The organism is Streptomyces sp. 3-6 (genome assembly GCF_056323165.1).
Genome location: NZ_JBWHZP010000001.1, coordinates 858702 through 874978, shown reverse-complemented (window position 1 = coordinate 874978; position 16277 = coordinate 858702). Strand labels below are relative to the sequence as shown.

12 protein-coding genes are annotated in these 16277 nt (G+C 72.3%); all 12 read right to left on the bottom strand.

Annotated elements, in window-relative coordinates; genetic code table 11:
• Positions 1–18: 18 nt before the first annotated feature.
• The gene (pgi, locus tag AC02VZ_RS03605; RefSeq protein WP_164335267.1) at positions 19–1674 is read right to left on the bottom strand and encodes a glucose-6-phosphate isomerase; all 1656 of its coding nucleotides are present in this window, start codon (positions 1672–1674) and stop codon (positions 19–21) included.
• 68 nt (positions 1675–1742) lie between these two features.
• Positions 1743–3011, bottom strand: a complete 1269-nt coding sequence (locus AC02VZ_RS03600; protein ID WP_476474480.1) for an MFS transporter — start codon at positions 3009–3011, stop codon at positions 1743–1745.
• Positions 3012–3167: 156 nt separating this feature from the next.
• The gene (locus tag AC02VZ_RS03595; protein WP_078066843.1) at positions 3168–3503 is read right to left on the bottom strand and encodes an RNA polymerase-binding protein RbpA; all 336 of its coding nucleotides are present in this window, start codon (positions 3501–3503) and stop codon (positions 3168–3170) included.
• Between the two features lie 234 nt (positions 3504–3737).
• On the bottom strand, positions 3738–3968 hold the full coding sequence (gene secG, locus AC02VZ_RS03590; RefSeq protein ID WP_203609785.1) for a preprotein translocase subunit SecG: 231 nt from the start codon (positions 3966–3968) through the stop codon (positions 3738–3740).
• Between the two features lie 125 nt (positions 3969–4093).
• Entirely contained in the window at positions 4094–4870 is a 777-nt protein-coding gene (gene tpiA, locus AC02VZ_RS03585) for a triose-phosphate isomerase (RefSeq protein ID WP_476474479.1), read from the bottom strand.
• 6 nt (positions 4871–4876) lie between these two features.
• A complete protein-coding gene (locus AC02VZ_RS03580; protein ID WP_432053977.1) occupies positions 4877–6088 on the bottom strand; it encodes a phosphoglycerate kinase in 1212 nt (403 codons plus the stop codon).
• A 145-nt stretch (positions 6089–6233) separates the two neighbouring features.
• Positions 6234–7241 (bottom strand): type I glyceraldehyde-3-phosphate dehydrogenase, encoded by a 1008-nt coding sequence (gap, locus tag AC02VZ_RS03575; RefSeq protein ID WP_362088925.1) that lies wholly within the window; start codon positions 7239–7241, stop codon positions 6234–6236.
• Positions 7242–7463: 222 nt separating this feature from the next.
• Entirely contained in the window at positions 7464–10418 is a 2955-nt protein-coding gene (locus AC02VZ_RS03570) for a M14 family metallopeptidase (protein ID WP_476474478.1), read from the bottom strand.
• A gap of 276 nt (positions 10419–10694) precedes the next feature.
• A complete protein-coding gene (whiA, locus tag AC02VZ_RS03565) occupies positions 10695–11684 on the bottom strand; it encodes a DNA-binding protein WhiA (RefSeq protein WP_432053979.1) in 990 nt (329 codons plus the stop codon).
• Entirely contained in the window at positions 11675–12739 is a 1065-nt protein-coding gene (locus AC02VZ_RS03560) for a gluconeogenesis factor YvcK family protein (RefSeq protein ID WP_432053980.1), read from the bottom strand. The genes whiA and AC02VZ_RS03560 overlap by 10 nt, the downstream gene beginning before the upstream one ends.
• Complete coding sequence (rapZ, locus tag AC02VZ_RS03555) at positions 12736–13875, bottom strand: RNase adapter RapZ (protein ID WP_476474477.1); 1140 nt, start codon at positions 13873–13875, stop codon at positions 12736–12738. The genes AC02VZ_RS03560 and rapZ overlap by 4 nt, the downstream gene beginning before the upstream one ends.
• The gene (gene uvrC, locus AC02VZ_RS03550) at positions 13872–16058 is read right to left on the bottom strand and encodes an excinuclease ABC subunit UvrC (RefSeq protein WP_476474476.1); all 2187 of its coding nucleotides are present in this window, start codon (positions 16056–16058) and stop codon (positions 13872–13874) included. Before uvrC ends, rapZ begins: the two co-directional genes overlap by 4 nt.
• Positions 16059–16277: the final 219 nt, after the last annotated feature.

The following is a 16277-nucleotide window of genomic DNA, read 5'->3' as shown; positions in this document are numbered from 1 at the left end:
CGCCTCCCGCACCGCGTCTCACCGCCGTCCGCGCAGCTCCCGGTACCTGGCGACCAGGGCCTGGGTGGAGGCGTCCAGGCCGGGCACCTCGGCGCCCTCGGTAAGCGCCGGCTCCACCCGCTTGGCGAGGACCTTGCCCAGCTCCACGCCCCACTGGTCGAAGGAGTCGATGTTCCAGACCGCGCCCTGCACGAACACCTTGTGCTCGTAGAGCGCGACGAGCTGGCCGAGCACCGACGGCGTCAGCTCCCGCGCGAGGATGGTCGTCGTGGGGTGGTTGCCGGGGAAGGTCTTGTGCGGCACCAGCTCCTCGGGCACCCCCTCACCGCGCACCTCGTCCGGCGTCTTGCCGAAGGCCAGGGCCTGCGTCTGGGCGAAGAAGTTGGCCATCAGCAGGTCGTGCTGGGCCTTGAGTTCGTCGCTCAGCTCGGCGACCGGCTCGGCGAAGCCGATGAAGTCCGCCGGGATCAGCTTGGTGCCCTGGTGGAGCAACTGGTAGTAGGCGTGCTGCCCGTTGGTGCCCGGGGTGCCCCAGACGACAGGGCCGGTCTGCCAGTCCACCTCGCGTCCGTCCCGGTCGACGTACTTGCCGTTGGACTCCATGTCGAGCTGCTGGAGGTAGGCCGTGAACTTCGACAGGTAGTGCGAGTACGGCAGCACGGCGTGCGACTGGGCACCGTGGAAGTTGTTGTACCAGATGCCCAACAGGCCCAGCAGCAGCGGGACGTTGGACTCGGGGGGCGCGGTGCGGAAGTGCTCGTCGACGATCCGGAACCCGTCGAGCATCTCCCGGAAGCGGTCCGGGCCGATGGCGATCATCAGGGACAGCCCGATCGCGGAGTCGTAGGAGTACCGGCCGCCGACCCAGTCCCAGAACTCGAACATGTTGGCCGTGTCGATGCCGAACTCGGCGACCTTCTCCGCGTTGGTGGACAGCGCCACGAAGTGCTTGGCCACCGCGGCCTCGTCGCCGCCCAGCGCGTCGAGCAGCCAGGTGCGGGCCGAGGTGGCGTTGGTGACGGTCTCGATGGTGGTGAAGGTCTTGGACGCGATGACGAACAGCGTCTCGGCCGGGTCCAGGTCGCGGGTGGCCTCGTGCAGGTCGGCGCCGTCCACGTTGGACACGAAGCGCACGGTGAGGTCGCGGTCGGTGTAGGCGCGCAGCACCTCGTACGCCATGGCGGGGCCGAGGTCGGAGCCGCCGATGCCGACGTTGACCACGTTGCGGATCCGCTTGCCGGTGTGGCCGGTCCACTCGCCGGAACGGATGCGGTCGGCGAAGGAGCTCATCCGGTCGAGGACGGCGTGCACGGCCGGCACGACGTTCTCCCCGTCGACCTCGATCACCGCGTCGCGGGGGGCCCGCAGGGCGGTGTGCAGGACCGCGCGGTCCTCGGTGGTGTTGATCCGCTCGCCGCGGAACATGGCGTCGCGCAGACCGAACACGTCGGTGGCGGCGGCCAGCTCCCGCAACAGCCGCAGGGTGTCGTCGGTGACCAGGTGCTTGGAGTAGTCGACGTACAGGTCGCCGACGCCCAGGGTGTACCCGGTGCCGCGGCCGGGGTCGGCGGCGAACAGCTCCCGCAGCCCCACCTCGGCGAGCTCCTCGCGGTGCTTGGCCAGTGCGGTCCACTCCGGCGTCTGGTTGAGCCTGGTACGGCCGTCTGCGTTCATCTCGGACTTCAGCCTTCTTCCTTGCTGCCTGTGCGTACCTGCCCCGCTGCCCTTACCAACCTAATTGATCAGCGGTGGACGTGAGCTGTCGTGACGCCGTCGTCCGGCGCAACAAGGGGTACGTCCGTACGGCTTCCGGGTATCAGCGCGGCGACGGACAGGACGAAGAAGGCGGCGGCGAGCAGCGGCGGGGTGCGGGTGCCCCAGGCGGCGGCGACGGCACCGCCGAGCAGCGCGCCCACGGGCGCCCCGGCGACCGCGAGGGTGCGGTGGGCGGAGCTGATCCGGCCGAGCATGGCGGCGGGGCTGCGTTCCTGCATCAGGGTCGTGGTGTTGACGTTCCACACCATGCCCATGAAGCCGAAGACGGCCAGCGCGGCGGTGAGGGCGCCGAGGTGGCGGACGGCGCCCATGGCGACGAGGGCGGCGCACTGCACGGTGCCGGCCAGGAGCACGGCCCGGGTCCGGCCGAGGCGGTCGGCCAGGCGCCCGTTGACCGCTCCCCCGGCCAGGCTGCCGGCCGCGTACGCCGTGAGGGCGACCGCGTAGCCGGTGTTCCCGGCGCCGAGCCAGTCGGTCACCAGGACGACGAGGGTCGCGATGAGGGCGCCCATGCCGACGTTGCACAGGGCGGTGGCGGTGCACAGTCCGCGCAGCGCCCGGTCCCGGACGAGGGTGCGCAGGCCGTCGGCGATCTCCCGGCGCAGGGTGCTGCCCGCCGGCCGGGGGGCGCGGTCGGGCGCGGGGGTGCGCAGGGTGGCGACGAGGGCGGCGGCCAGCAGGTAGGTGGCCGCGTCGACGGCGAACGGCGCGGCGGCGCCCGCGGTCAGCAGCAGCGGCACGACGGGTCCGCCCAGCAGGCCGCCGGCCAGGCGCTGGCCGGTCATCAGGCGGGCGTTGGCGCTGCCCAGGGCCTCCCGGACGACGAGGGCGGGCAGCAGGGCGGTGGCGGCGTTGTCGAAGAGGGTCTGGAGCGTGGTGAGGGTGAAGGCGAGCGCGACGAGCAGGGCGATCGAGGCGTGTCCTGATGCCACGGCCACGGCGAAGGCGGCCACCAGCAGGCCGCGCAGGGCGTCGACCGTCCACATGGCGCGCTGCTGGTCGACGCGGTCGGCGACGGCGCCGCCCAGGAGTCCGAAGACGATCCACGGCAGGTAGCCGCAGGCGGTGACGGAGGCGATGAGCAGCGGATCGTCGGTGAGGGTCACGGCCAGCAGGGGAAGTGCTGCCGTGCGCAGCGCGTCTCCGAAGCTGGACAGCACCGCGGCGCTCCACAGCCGTCCGAACCCTCCGCGCCACGTGGGCGCACACCGGTCCGCGGACTCCACCGTCGTCACTGCCGCTCCTCAGGTCCCAGCGGTGCACGCGCACCGTTGCGGAAACCGTAGGGGGCACCACTGACAACCGGTGCCGGGCCGGCCCGCGGGAGGGCGGGCGGGGGTGAGGCGGCGGGCGGGTCAGGCCCGGCGCGGTGCCTGGCCGGCCGTCAACGCCTAGATCTCGCCGCGGAGTTTGGCGAGCGCCTCGGCGAGGATCGCCTCACCGTCGGCGTCGCTGCGCCGCTCGCGCACATAGGCGAGGTGCGTCTTGTAGGGCTCGGTGCGCGGCGGGTCCGGGGGATTGTCGCGGTCCTGCCCGGCCGGAAAGCCACAGCGGGGGCAGTCCCAGGTGTCGGGCACCTGCGCGTCGCTCGCGAAGCTGGGCTGGGTCTCGTGTCCGTTGGAGCACCAGAAGGAGACGCGCAGCCGCGGCGCGGACTCGCCGCGCTCGGCCTCGCCCATCGGCCCCGCCCCGACCCGGCTTCCCCGGATCGCGTTGCCACTTGCCACGGTCGTAACTCCCTGCGTGATGGTGCCGCGAAGCGAGTCGGCGTTCCGCTTCACTGCGAGCGCCTCAGTTTACGTAAGGCCCAACGCGCGTCCAGTGGTGGGAGTTACCGCCCCCGCATTCCAGACGCGAGCCCCATGATAGGCCGCGCGTGGCCGCGCGTACCGAACATGGGGCCTTACGTACCGAATGGGTACGGGGGGAGTCCGGATCCGTGTCCGGACGGTGCGCGTCGCTCAGTTGTTCATCTTCATCATGATGCCGAGGGTGACGATGCACGCGAACCACAGCAGACCGACCACGACGGTGATCCGGTCGAGGTTGCGCTCGGCGACCGAGGAGCCGCCGACGGAGGACTGCATGCCGCCACCGAACATGTCGGAGAGGCCGCCGCCCTTCCCCTTGTGCATCAGCACCAGCAGCATCAGCAGCAGGCTGAAGACGATCAGGGCGATCGAGAACCCCATGACCACGACTGGACCAACTTCCTCGGATTCGGATGGACGACGCGGGGCCCGGCACGATGCCGGACCCCGCAAGGGTACGACGGATCGCCGTCAGCGCATACTCGCTGCTCCGCCCGCCGGTCCGCTCACTGGTCGCGGAAGCGGACGATCTTCACGAACTCGTCGGAGTCCAGCGAGGCGCCGCCGACCAGCGCGCCGTCGATGTCGGGCTGCGCCATGATCTCGCCGACGTTCCCGGACTTGACGGAGCCGCCGTACTGGATGCGGATCCTGTCGGCCACGTCCTGGCTGTACAGCTCGGCCAGCTTGCCGCGGATCGCGCCGCAGACCTCCTGGGCGTCCTCCGCGCCGCAGACCTTGCCGGTGCCGATGGCCCAGACGGGCTCGTAGGCGACCACCACGGTCTCGGCCTGCTCGGCCGGGACGTCCTTCAGACCGCCCTCGACCTGCGCGAGGGTGTGGGCGACGTGGTTGCCCGCCTCGCGGACCTCCAGCTCCTCGCCGACGCACAGGATGGGCGTGAGGCCGTGCTTGTAGGCGGCCTTGACCTTGGCGTTGACGATCTCGTCGGTCTCGGCGTGGTACTGGCGGCGCTCGGAGTGGCCGACCGCGACGAAGGTGCACTTCAGCTTGGCCAGCATCGGGCCGGAGATCTCGCCGGTGTAGGCACCGCCGTCGTGGGCGGAGATGTCCTGGGCGCCGTACTTGATCTTGAGCTGGTCGCCCTCGACCAGGGTCTGCACGGAGCGCAGGTCGGTGAAGGGCGGCAGGACGGCGACCTCGACGGCCTCGTAGTCCTTGTCGGCCAGGGCGAAGGCCAGCTTCTGGACGTGGGCGATGGCCTCGAGGTGGTTGAGGTTCATCTTCCAGTTGCCCGCCATCAGCGGCGTACGGGTGGTCATTGAGGGTCAGTCCTCCAGTGCGGCGAGGCCGGGGAGCGTCTTGCCCTCGAGGTATTCGAGGGAGGCGCCGCCTCCGGTCGAGATGTGGCCGAATGCCTGCTCGTCGAAGCCCAGGGTACGGACCGCCGCGGCGGAGTCGCCGCCGCCGACCACGGTGAAGCCCGGGGAGTCGATGAGGGCCTGGGCGACCGCGCGGGTGCCCTCGGCGTAGTCGGGGTGCTCGAAGACGCCCATCGGGCCGTTCCAGAAGACGGTGGCGGCGTCGGCCAGCTTCGAGGCGTACAGCTTGCGGGTCTCCGGGCCGATGTCCAGGCCCATCCGGTCGGCCGGGACGGCGTCCGCGGCGACGGTGTCGGGGTGGGTCGGGGCCTTGGCCTTCATGTCCGGGAAGGAGCCCGTGACCAGGGTGTCGACCGGCAGGACCAGCTCGACGCCGGTCTTCTCGGCGCGCTCCAGGTACTCGCGGACGACGGGGATCTGGTCCTCCTGCAGCAGGGAGGCGCCCACCTCGTGGCCCTGGGCCTTGAGGAAGGTGTACGCCATGCCGCCGCCGATGAGGATGCGGTCGGCCTTGCCGAGCAGCTGGTCGATGACGGCGAGCTTGTCGGAGACCTTGGCCCCGCCGAGGGCGACCACGTAGGGCCGCGCGACGTCCTCGGTGAGCTTCCTCAGCACGCCGACCTCGGTGGCGATGAGGTACCCGGCGGCGTGCGGCAGGCGGGCCGGGAGGTCGTAGACGGAGGCGTGCTTGCGGTGGACGGCGCCGAAGCCGTCGCCGACGTAGAGGTCGGCGAGTGCGGCCAGGCGGTCGGCGAAGGCGGCGCGTTCGGCGTCGTCCTTGCTGGTCTCGCCGGCGTTGAAGCGCAGGTTCTCCAGGACGGCGACCTGCCCGTCGGCCAGGCCGGCGACGGTGGAGGCGGCGGACTCGCCGACGGTGTCGGTCGCGAACGCGACCTCGGTGCCGCGCAGTTCACCGAGACGGGCGGCGGCGGGCGCGAGGGAGAAGGCCGGGTCCGGGGCGCCCTTGGGGCGGCCCAGGTGCGAGGCCACGATCACGCGGGCGCCCGCCTCGGCGAGCGCGTTGACGGTGGGCAGCACGGCGCGGATGCGTCCGTCGTCGGTGATGGTCGTGCCGTCCAGCGGCACGTTGAGGTCGGCGCGGACGAAGACCCGCCGGCCCGCGACTCCTTCGGAGAGGAGTTCGTCGATCGTCTTCATGAGGGCTCCCTGTAGAGCTTTGTGTTCGCTCGTGATCGCTCGTGATCGAAAGAGCGCGGCTGCTCCGATACGTGCGTCAGGGCCCGGTCGACGCGTCGGTGCGCCGGCCGAGCCCTGCACTCATATCAGGTTGCCTGCTCCACGCTCAGAGCTGGTTGCCCACGAAGACGGTCAGGTCGACGAGGCGGTTGGCGTAGCCCCACTCGTTGTCGTACCAGCCGATGACCTTCACGTTCTTGCCGTCCTGGACCATGGTCAGGGACGAGTCGAAGGTGCAGGAGGCCGGGGAGTTGACGATGTCGGAGGAGACGATCGGGTCCTCCGTGTACTCCAGCAGGCCCTTGAGCTCGCCCTCGCCGGCCTTCTGGAAGGCGGCGTTGACCTCTTCCTTGGTGACCTCGCGGCCCAGCTCGACGACCAGGTCGGTGACCGAGCCGGTCGGGACCGGCACGCGCATCGCGATGCCGTCCAGCTTGCCCTTGAGCTGCGGCAGCACCAGCGCGGTGGCCTTGGCGGCACCGGTGGTGGTCGGGATGATGTTCTCCGCGGCGGCCCGCGCACGACGCAGGTCCTTGTGCGGGAAGTCCAGGATCCGCTGGTCGTTGGTGTACGCGTGCACCGTCGTCATCAGGCCCTTGACGATGCCGAAGTTCTCGTCGAGCACCTTCGCCAGCGGCGCCACGCAGTTGGTGGTGCAGGAGGCGTTGGAGATGACGTGGTGGTTCGCCGGGTCGTACTGGTCCTGGTTGACGCCCATCACGATGGTGACGTCCTCGTTCTTCGCCGGAGCGGAGATGATGACCTTCTTGGCGCCACCGGTGATGTGCTTCTCGGCGTCTTCCTTCTTGGTGAAGATGCCGGTCGACTCGATGACGACGTCGACGCCGAGCTCGCCCCACGGGATGTCGGCGGGGTTGCGCTCGGAGAGGACCTTGACCGTCTTGTCCCCGACGGTGATGGAGTCCTCGGTGTGGGTGACCTCCTGCTTGATGCGCCCCAGGATGGTGTCGTACTTCAGCAGGTGTGCGGTGGTCGCGGTGTCACCCAGGTCATTGACAGCCACGATCTCGATGTCGGCGCCCTGTTCCAGCAGTGCGCGGAAGTAGTTGCGCCCGATGCGGCCAAACCCGTTGATGCCTACGCGGATCGTCACGAACCGATCTCCTCGTTGGTGCGCCGGCTGTGATGCCGGCGAGCTGTATTTGGGATGTCCCCGACCACTGTCGACCCTACCTCTCCGGGGCCCCGGCCGTGACATCGAGTCGCCCCATACCCGGCAGTGCGGTCCGTACCCGCCAGTAGGGTACGGACCGCCCGGCCGGGGGGCTTTTCGCGCCGTTTCGCCGGTGCGGCGGGGACCTGTTCCGGGTGCCCGTCAGGCGTCCAGGGCAACCAGCGCCTTTCGCATCAGGGCCGCCCGGTCCGCCGTGTTCGTCAGGTGCTCCAGGCCGAAGCCCAGCAGCACGGTGTCCTCGGTGGTCACCGCCGCGTAGGTGCGGAACAGGGTCCCGGTGCGCGTCCAGTCCCTCGGCACGGCCGGGCTGCCCGCGGGCGGGCCGGAGACGGCCCAGGGACCCAGCGACGTCTCGAAGCCCTCGGTCCCGGTCGCCGTGCCGCCGACCACCACGGCGGTCTCGTCGGCGAGGACGCCCCGGCCGCCGCTGCCCGGATCGGTGACGTAGGCGATCGCGACCTGCACCTGCTTCCCGGCGTAGGCGGAGAGGTCGAACTCCACCTGCTGCCAACCGCCCGACGAGCCGGTCAGGCTGTTCCAGGTGCCGGTGCTGCCGGCCGGGGCGCAGCCGTCGTCGGCGACGGTCAGGTAGTGCTCCAGCCAGGGGTGCCCGGCGGCGTAGAACCCGGCCTCGCACTCGGAGGGCACGGCGGTGGACGTGGCGCCGCCCGCCTCGGGCAGGGTCGTCCAGTCGTCGCCGCCCGCGGTGCGCGCCTCGACGAGGACGTGGTCGTACCCCTTCTCGGTGTCCCACAGCAGCTGCGCCCGCAGGGCCGGCCGCTCGGCCGCGGTGACACCGGTCAGGTCGACGGTCCGGGTGAGGCGCTGGTAGCCGTCGTCGGTGTGCACCGCGGCCGCCATGAACGACCCGGCGTACGGACCGTAGGGGTTCACGGCGCCGGGGAAGGTCCCCGCGCCCGCGCTCGCGAACTGCGGGAACCGCTCCGGCGGCAGCTCGTCGGAGGTGAGGCCGTAGGTGCCCGCCCGGTCGAGCGGGTTCCCGGGGGCGTCGGCGAGCGGGCCGGTGACGCCGCGCAGCGCCCCGCTGCCGGTGAACCCGGTCGCGTCCGGGGCCGACGTGCGGGTGTAGGCGCCCAGGTAGTACTGGCTGAAGTCGTCGGACGGGGTGCCGTCCCCGAGGTCGACGCTGCCTCCGGCCCGCTGCCCCGCCTCGATCAGCTTGCCGCCCTCGTTGAGGAAGGCCCGCAGCTGGAGCTGGGTGGCGACGCCGGGGACGTTCGCCCCCGTGTAGTGGACGACGGTGCGGAAGTGGCTCAGCACCCCCAGCGCGTCGGGCGCGCCGCGCTCGGCGACGTCCCAGACGGCCGCCCGGCGCCCGTTCGCCCGCAGCGCGTCGGCGTACGTCCGCGCGTGGACCGCGCCGGCCCCCTCCTCGGCGACCACCAGCACGTCCGCGCGGGGCCGCTCGGCCACCGTGTACGTGAAGCGCTCGCTGGAGACGTCCCGGCCGCGGCGGTCCTCCCCGGTGAACCACACCTCCACCCGGTCGCCCGGGCGTCCGTGGCGGACCCGGGCGCGGTACTCGTCGAAGTGGAGGTCGTCCTCGCCGCCGAACCGTTCGCCGCCCCGCCAGGCGCGCAGGTCCGCCTCGTGCGTCCGGCCGCCGTTGACGCGGTACTTCAGCTCCTTGTCGCGCACCGCCCGGCGCACGACCACGGAGACCTCCTGGTCGCCGCTGCGGGCGTACGAGGTGTCGAAGACGGCCGGGGTGAAGTCGGCGGCCTCCAGTCCGACCGCGGAGGACGGCCGGTCGGGGTGGGCGGCGCTCTCGGCGACGGACAGCGCGAACGGGACGTTCTTGGCGAACTCCTGCTGGATCAGCTTCTCGTCGTCCGGGAAGGTGAAGATCGACCGGCAGTCGCCGGGCTCCCAGGCGTCGTCCGGGTCGGCCTGGGACGCCGTCTGGCAGGTCGACATCTCGGGGGTGAACATCGCCATGCCGTTGACGTTGGACGCGTGCCCGTCCGCCTCGCCGTTGGTGGTGTACAGCTCCGAGGAGAGCTGCGGGTGGTAGCCGGGGACCGCCGAGTTGCCGGGCGTGCCGGCCAGCGCCTCGTAGAGGACGTCGTCGGGGGTCGGGGTGGCCACCTGCCAGCCGACGCCGTAGAGCAGGAGTTCGGCGGCGGAGTGGTAGTTGATGCCGTAGGCGAAGCCGATCCGCTTCTGCAGCGCGTCGATGGCCTTCGTCTCCGGTTCGGAACCGGGGGCGGCGCCGCGGTAGGTCTGGCTGGTGGGGTTGGGGGACGAGCCCTCGTCGTCGTAGCCCCACTTGTAGGGGAAGTTGCGGTTGAGGTCGACGCCGTCACCGGTGCCGATCACGCCGTCGCCGTTGACGTCGCGCAGGTTCTTGCGCCACAGGCGGCGGGCGTCGGAGGTGAAGGTGTGGTCGTAGCCGTCGGGGTTGGCCGACAGCACGAACCACAGTTCGGTGGAGTCCACGATGTTCCTCACGCGGCGGTCGGTGCGGTAGGAGTCGAGGTAGTGGTGCATCAGCCGCCGGGTCATCTCCGGGGTGATCCACTCCCGCGCGTGCTGGTTGGACATGTAGAGGACGGCGGGCCGGGATCCGTCCCGGGTCCTCTTCGCCCGCTTGGTGAGCTTCAGCGCGAGGATGTCCTCGCCGCGGACGGTCCGGCCGATGGGGACGACCTTGGTGAGGTCCGGGTGCTCCCGCGCGGTGCGCAGGATCTCCTCCTTGAGGCCGCCCTTGCCGCCGTACGGGCGGAAGACGCCCTCGGCGGCCTTCCGGACGCGCTTCTCGGCGGTGCTGGACAGGGTGTGCTCGGTGAGGTCGACACCCTGCCGCTCCAGCGCCTCGGCCTGCGGTTCGGTGAGCTGGACCTCGACGGTGGCGGTGCCCCGGTCGGGGATCTGCCCGCCGAGTTCGTGGCCGTCCTGTCCGGCGGCGAGCAGCAGGGGTACCTGCCGCCCGGTGATCTCGGCGCGGAAGACCTTGACCTCGTCAGCGTCAGGTGTCGCCGTGGTGCCGGGTTGTGCCTGTGCCACGGGCGCGAGGCCCGCACCGCCGATCAGGAGCGCGGCGACGGCGAGGATCGGTCTCGCTCGGTGTCTCATGAAGCCCCCTGGCGTGTGTCCGCCCCAGCAGCGAACGGATGCCAGGCTCATGACAGTCGATGATCGAGTCAAGGGCGCGAGATCGACACGCGAACGCCGGTGCCGGTCACCCGGGTGGGCGGCGACACCGGCGTTCTGACGGTGTGTCGGACGCTGGGGAGAAGCCCGGAGGAAGGGGGGCGGTGGCCCCTCTCGCGTGTCGGCCGGGCCCGTCGGTCCTCCGCCGTGGCGCACGGGGCGACGCCGGACCGGCGCGCCGTCCGGCGGCCGGGCGGATCAGCCGACCAGGTTGTCGGCCAGCTCCTCGCTGAGGTTGGCCTCCGTGCCCGGGATGCCCAGGTCGGCGGCGCGCTTGTCCGCCATGGCGAGCAGCCGGCGGATGCGGCCGGCGACGGCGTCCTTGGTCAGCGGGGGGTCGGCGAGGGCGCCCAGTTCCTCCAGGGACGCCTGCTTGTGCTCCATGCGCAGCCGGCCGGCCGCGGCGAGGTGCTCGGGGACGTCGTCGGCGAGGATCTCCAGGGCGCGCTGCACCCGGGCACCGGCGGCGACGGCCGCGCGGGCGGAACGGCGCAGGTTGGCGTCGTCGAAGTTGGCCAGCCGGTTCGCCGTGGCCCGCACCTCGCGGCGCATCCGGCGCTCCTCCCAGGCCAGCACCGACTCGTGCGCGCCGAGCCGGGTGAGCAGCGCCCCGATGGCGTCCCCGTCGCGGACCACGACCCGGTCCACGCCGCGCACCTCGCGCGCCTTGGCGCCGATCGACAGGCGGCGGGCGGCGCCGACCAGGGCCAGCGCGGCCTCGGGTCCGGGGCAGGTCACCTCCAGGGAGGAGGAGCGGCCGGGCTCGGTGAGCGAGCCGTGCGCGAGGAAGGCCCCCCGCCAGGCCGCCTCCGCGTCGCAGGTGGCCCCCGAGACCACCTGCGGGGGCAGACCGCGGATCGGGCGGCCCCGGCCGTCCACCAGGCCCGTCTGGCGGGCCAGCTGGTCACCGCCCGCGACCACCCGGACGACGTAACGCGAGCCCCGGCGCAGTCCCCCGGGGGCCATCACGATCAGTTCCGAACCGTGGCCGAAAATCTCCAGCACGTCCCGCTTGAGGCGTCGGGCCGCCATCGCGGTGTCCAGCTCCGCCTCGATCACGATGCGCCCGCTCACCAGGTGAAGGCCGCCGGCGAACCGCAGCAGGGCGGAGACCTCCGCCTTTCTGCAGCAGGTCCGGGTGACGGGAAGCCGGGAGATCTCGTCCTTCACCGCTGCCGTCATCGCCATGGGCCGATCCTTCCATGCATCCGAAAAATACGGTCGTACGCGGCGGCCAGCAGTTCCGGGTCGTGCCGGGGACTGCCGTCGAGGCGGGCCACCGGCGCCAGTTCGACCGCCGCACCGAGCCCCTTGGCGGCGTCGGTCAGCGCGTCGCGGTCGGGTACGGCGGCCTCGTCGGCGAGCACCACGTCCAGGGCGAGTTTAGGGGCGTGTCGTCCCAAAACCTCCACATGACGCTGCGGGGAGAAGCCCTCGGTTTCTCCGGGCTGCGGGGCGAGGTTCAACGACAGCACCCGGCGGGCCTTGGTGCGGACGAGGGCGTCGAGCAGATCGGGCACGAGGAGGTGCGGGATCACCGACGAGAACCACGAGCCGGGGCCGAGCACCACCCAGTCCGCGTCGAGCACCGCCTCGACCGCCTCGGGCACCGCGGGCGGGTCCTTCGGCACCAGGTGCACGGACTGCACCTCGCCGGGGGTGAGGGCCACGGTCGCCTGGCCGCGGACGGTGTCCACGTCGTCCGGCCGCTCGGGGTCGTGGCCCCTGACCAGGGCCTGGAGCTCCAGCGGCACCGCGGACATGGGCAGCACCCGCCCGTGCGCGCCGAGCAGCCGGCCCACCAGGTCCAGGGCCTGCACATGGTCGCCGAGCTGCTCCCACAGGGCGACGATCAGCAGGTTGCCGACCGCGTGCTCGTGCAGGTCGCCGTGGGACTGGAAGCGGTGCTGGATGACCCGGGCCCAGGTCTGGCCCCAGTCGTCGTCACCGCACAGCGCGGCCAGCGCCTTGCGCAGGTCGCCGGGGGGCAGCACGCCCAGCTCGTCGCGCAGGCGCCCGCTGGAGCCGCCGTCGTCGGCCACCGTGACGACGGCGGTGAGGTCGCCGGTGATCCGGCGCAGCGCGGCCAGCGAGGCCGACAGGCCCATGCCGCCGCCGAGGGCCACGACCTTGGGCTGGGTGCCCCGGCGCCGCGGTCTGCCGCCCCGGGCGTCGGCCGGCCGTCCGGAGCGCCCCTCGGGCACCCGGCGCAGCCGGCTCAGCCGCGGTGAACGTCCGGTCATTCCCGTCCCATGTCCCGGTGGACGACCACCGTCTCCACGCCCTCGGCGACGAGCCGCGCGGCGAGCTTCTCCGACATGGCGACCGAGCGGTGCTTGCCGCCGGTGCAGCCGACGGCGATGGTGACGTAGCGCTTGCCCTCGCGGCGGTAGCCCGCGGCGACGAGGCGCAGCAGCTCGGTGTACCGGTCGAGGAACTCCTTGGCGCCGGGACGCTCGAAGATGTACGACGCGACCTCCTCGTTGAGGCCGGTGTACGGGCGCAGCTCCGGGACCCAGTGCGGGTTGGGCAGGAAGCGCATGTCGACGACCAGGTCGGCGTCGACGGGCAGCCCGTACTTGAAGCCGAAGGACATCACGGTGGCCCGCAGCTCGGGCTCCTCCTCGCCGGCGAACTGGGCGTCCATCTTGGCGCGCAGTTCGTGCACGTTGAGGCTGGAGGTGTCGATCACCAGGTCGGCGTCGCCGCGCAGTTCGCGCAGCAGTTCCCGCTCGGCGGCGATGCCGTCCACGATGCGGCCGTCGCCCTGGAGCGGGTGCGGCCGGCGCACGCCCTCGAAGCGGCGGACCAGGGTGTCGTCGGAGGACTCCAGGAAGACGATCCGCCGGGTGACGCCGCGGGCGTCCAGGTCGGCGAGGGACTCGCGCAGGTTGTCGAAGAAGCGCCGGCCGCGCACGTCGACGACGACCGCGATGCGGGCCACGTTGCCCTGGGAGCGCGCGCCGAGCTCCACCATGGTGGGGATCAGCGCGGGCGGCAGGTTGTCGACGACGAACCAGCCGAGGTCCTCCAGACACTTGGCCGCCGTGGAGCGGCCGGCTCCGGACATGCCGGAGATGATCACCAGCTCGGGGATGGCCGCCTCGGGCGCCCCGGCCTTTTCGTTGCCCGTACTCACCTGTGCTCCGTTGTCCTGGGCCGGGCCGCTGTCGCCGCCGGTGCCCCTGTCGTCGCCGCTGCCGGCGCCGTCCCTGCCGCCGTCGTGGCCGGTGCCGCTGCCGCGGCCGGTCCGGTCGCCGACGGCCCGCTGTTCCGCGAGCTCCTGGTGCGGGCGGTCCTGGGGTGCGGCGTCCCGGTGCGCGTGCTCGTGCTCCGCGCGGTCCTGCCGCGTGCCGGGCCGTTCCTCGTGCTCGGTCATCTCTCCTGCCCCCGTCGGTCGTCCGGGGCGCCCGCGGACACGGGCTCCCCGGGAGAACCCGTCGCCTGCCCGGGTTCTTCCTCGTCATCCATGATCTCTCCCGTGGCCGTGTTCACGGCCGGGGCCGGGGGTGCCGCGCGGGCGAAGGCCGCGGCGATCACCTCGGCGGTCTTGCGGCCTATGCCCGGAACCTGACAGATCTGTTCGATGGTCGCCGAGCGCAGCTTCCTCACCGAACCGAAGTGCTTGATCAGGGCCCGCTTGCGGGCCTCGCCCAGGCCGGGCACCTCGTCCAGCGGGCCCGCCCGGAAGCGCTTGGCCCGCCGGGTCCGCTGGTAGGTGATCGCGAAGCGGTGCGCCTCGTCGCGCACCCGCTGGAGCAGGTAGAGGCCCTCGCTGGTGCGGGGCATCACCACCGGGTCGTCCTCGCCGGGCAGCCAGACCTCCTCCAGGCGCTTGGCGAGGCCGCACACGGCGATGTCGTCGATGCCCAGCTCGTCCAGCGCCCGCCGGGCCGCCGCGACCTGCGGCGCGCCGCCGTCGACCACGACGAGCTGGGGCGGGTACGCGAAGCGCTTGGGGCGCCCGTCGTCCTCGGTGAGGGTGTCGGCCGGCGGTTCGGCGAGACCAGCGGGGGCCGCGCCCTCCACACCGTCCGCGGGCCCAGCGGTTGCCGCGTCCGCGCCGTCCGCGGGCCCGGCGGTTGCCGCGTCCGCGCCCTCCGCGGGCCCGGCGGGTGCCGCGGCCCCGGCGGGACCGGAGTCGGTCCACTCCCCCGTCCGCTCCTTCTCGGCGAGGTAGCGCCGGAAGCGCCGGGTGATCACCTCGTGCATGGAGCGGACGTCGTCCTGCCCGGCGAAGCTCTTGATCTGGAAGCGGCGGTACTCGCTCTTGCGCGCCAGCCCGTCCTCGAAGACGACCATCGAGGCCACCACGTCGTCGCCCTGGAGGTGGGAGATGTCGTAGCACTCGATCCGCAGGGGGGCGCTGTCCAGGTCCAGGGCCTCGGCGATCTCCTCCAGCGCGCGCGAGCGCGTGGTCAGGTCCGACGCCCGCTTGGTCTTGTGCAGCACGAGCGCCTGCTGGGCGTTGCGCTGCACCGTCTCCATCAGCGCCTTCTTGTCGCCGCGCTGCGGCACGCGCAGCGAGACGTTCGCCCCGCGCCGCCCGGTGAGCCACTCCTGGACCGGTTCGACGGGGTCCGGCAGGGCGGGGACCAGGACCTCTCGGGGGACCGCGTCGCCGGTCTCCTCGCCGTAGAGCTGCTGCAGGGCGTGTTCCACCAGGGCGCCGGTGGTGATCTCCTCGACCTTGTCGGTGACCCAGCCGCGCTGGCCGCGCACGCGCCCGCCGCGCACGTGGAAGATCTGGACGGCCGCCTCCAGCTCGTCCTCGGCCACCGCGATCAGGTCGGCGTCGGTCGCGTCGGCGAGCACGACCGCGTTCTTCTCCATGGCCTTCTTCAGGGCACCGATGTCGTCCCGCAGCCGGGCGGCCCGCTCGTACTCCATGTCCTCCGCGGCCTGCGCCATCCGCTGCTCCAGGCGGCGCAGGTAGGTGCCGGTGCGGCCGGCCATGAAGTCGCAGAACTCCTCGGCCAGCTCCCGGTGGTCCTCGGCGGAGATCCGGTCCACGCAGGGCGCCGAGCACTTGTCGATGTAGCCGAGCAGGCAGGGGCGGCCGGTGCGGGCGGCGTTCTTGAAGACCCCGGCCGAGCAGGTCCGCACCGGGAAGACCCGCAGCAGCAGGTCCACGGTGTCGCGGATCGCCCACGCGTGCGCGTACGGGCCGAAGTAGCGCACGCCCTTCTTCTTGTGCCCGCGCATCACCTGGACGCGCGGGAACTGCTCGTTCATCGTGACCGCGAGGTACGGGTAGCTCTTGTCGTCGCGGTACTTGACGTTGAACCGGGGGTCGTACTCCTTGATCCAGGAGTACTCCAGCTGGAGCGCCTCGACCTCCGTGGACACCACCGTCCACTCCACGGACGCGGCCGTGGTGACCATGGAGCGGGTGCGCGGGTGGAGACCGGCCAGGTCCTGGAAGTAGTTCGCCAGGCGCTGGCGCAGGCTCTTCGCCTTCCCGACGTAGATCACCCGGCGGTGCTCGTCGCGGAACCGGTAGACCCCCGGCGAGTCGGGGATCTCGCCCGGTTTGGGGCGGTAGCTGGAGGGGTCGGCCATGCCTCACACCCTACTGGCGGGGACCGACACCCCGGCGGGCCCACGGGGGTGACGCGGGCACGGGCACGGCGGGGCCGCCGGGCCCGGAGGGGTTAGCGGCCGTGGGAGCGGGAAGGTGGGGGGTCCACGCCTCGGGGCGGAGACGGACGACCGTGAGCCGGACGGCGGCGGGCCGGCCACGAGCCGGACGGCTGCGGAACGGCGGTGGGACGGGCGACC

Coding starts and splice junctions, on each gene's coding strand:
- pgi (WP_164335267.1), bottom strand. CDS start 1,674: ATGAACGCAGACGGCCGTACCAGGCTCAACCAGACGCCGGAGTGGACC.
- secG (WP_203609785.1), bottom strand. CDS start 3,968: ATGGGGTTCTCGATCGCCCTGATCGTCTTCAGCCTGCTGCTGATGCTG.
- tpiA (WP_476474479.1), bottom strand. CDS start 4,870: ATGACCACCCGTACGCCGCTGATGGCGGGCAACTGGAAGATGAACCTC.
- AC02VZ_RS03580 (WP_432053977.1), bottom strand. CDS start 6,088: ATGAAGACGATCGACGAACTCCTCTCCGAAGGAGTCGCGGGCCGGCGG.
- AC02VZ_RS03570 (WP_476474478.1), bottom strand. CDS start 10,418: ATGAGACACCGAGCGAGACCGATCCTCGCCGTCGCCGCGCTCCTGATC.
- whiA (WP_432053979.1), bottom strand. CDS start 11,684: ATGGCGATGACGGCAGCGGTGAAGGACGAGATCTCCCGGCTTCCCGTC.
- AC02VZ_RS03560 (WP_432053980.1), bottom strand. CDS start 12,739: ATGACCGGACGTTCACCGCGGCTGAGCCGGCTGCGCCGGGTGCCCGAG.
- rapZ (WP_476474477.1), bottom strand. CDS start 13,875: ATGACCGAGCACGAGGAACGGCCCGGCACGCGGCAGGACCGCGCGGAG.
- uvrC (WP_476474476.1), bottom strand. CDS start 16,058: ATGGCCGACCCCTCCAGCTACCGCCCCAAACCGGGCGAGATCCCCGAC.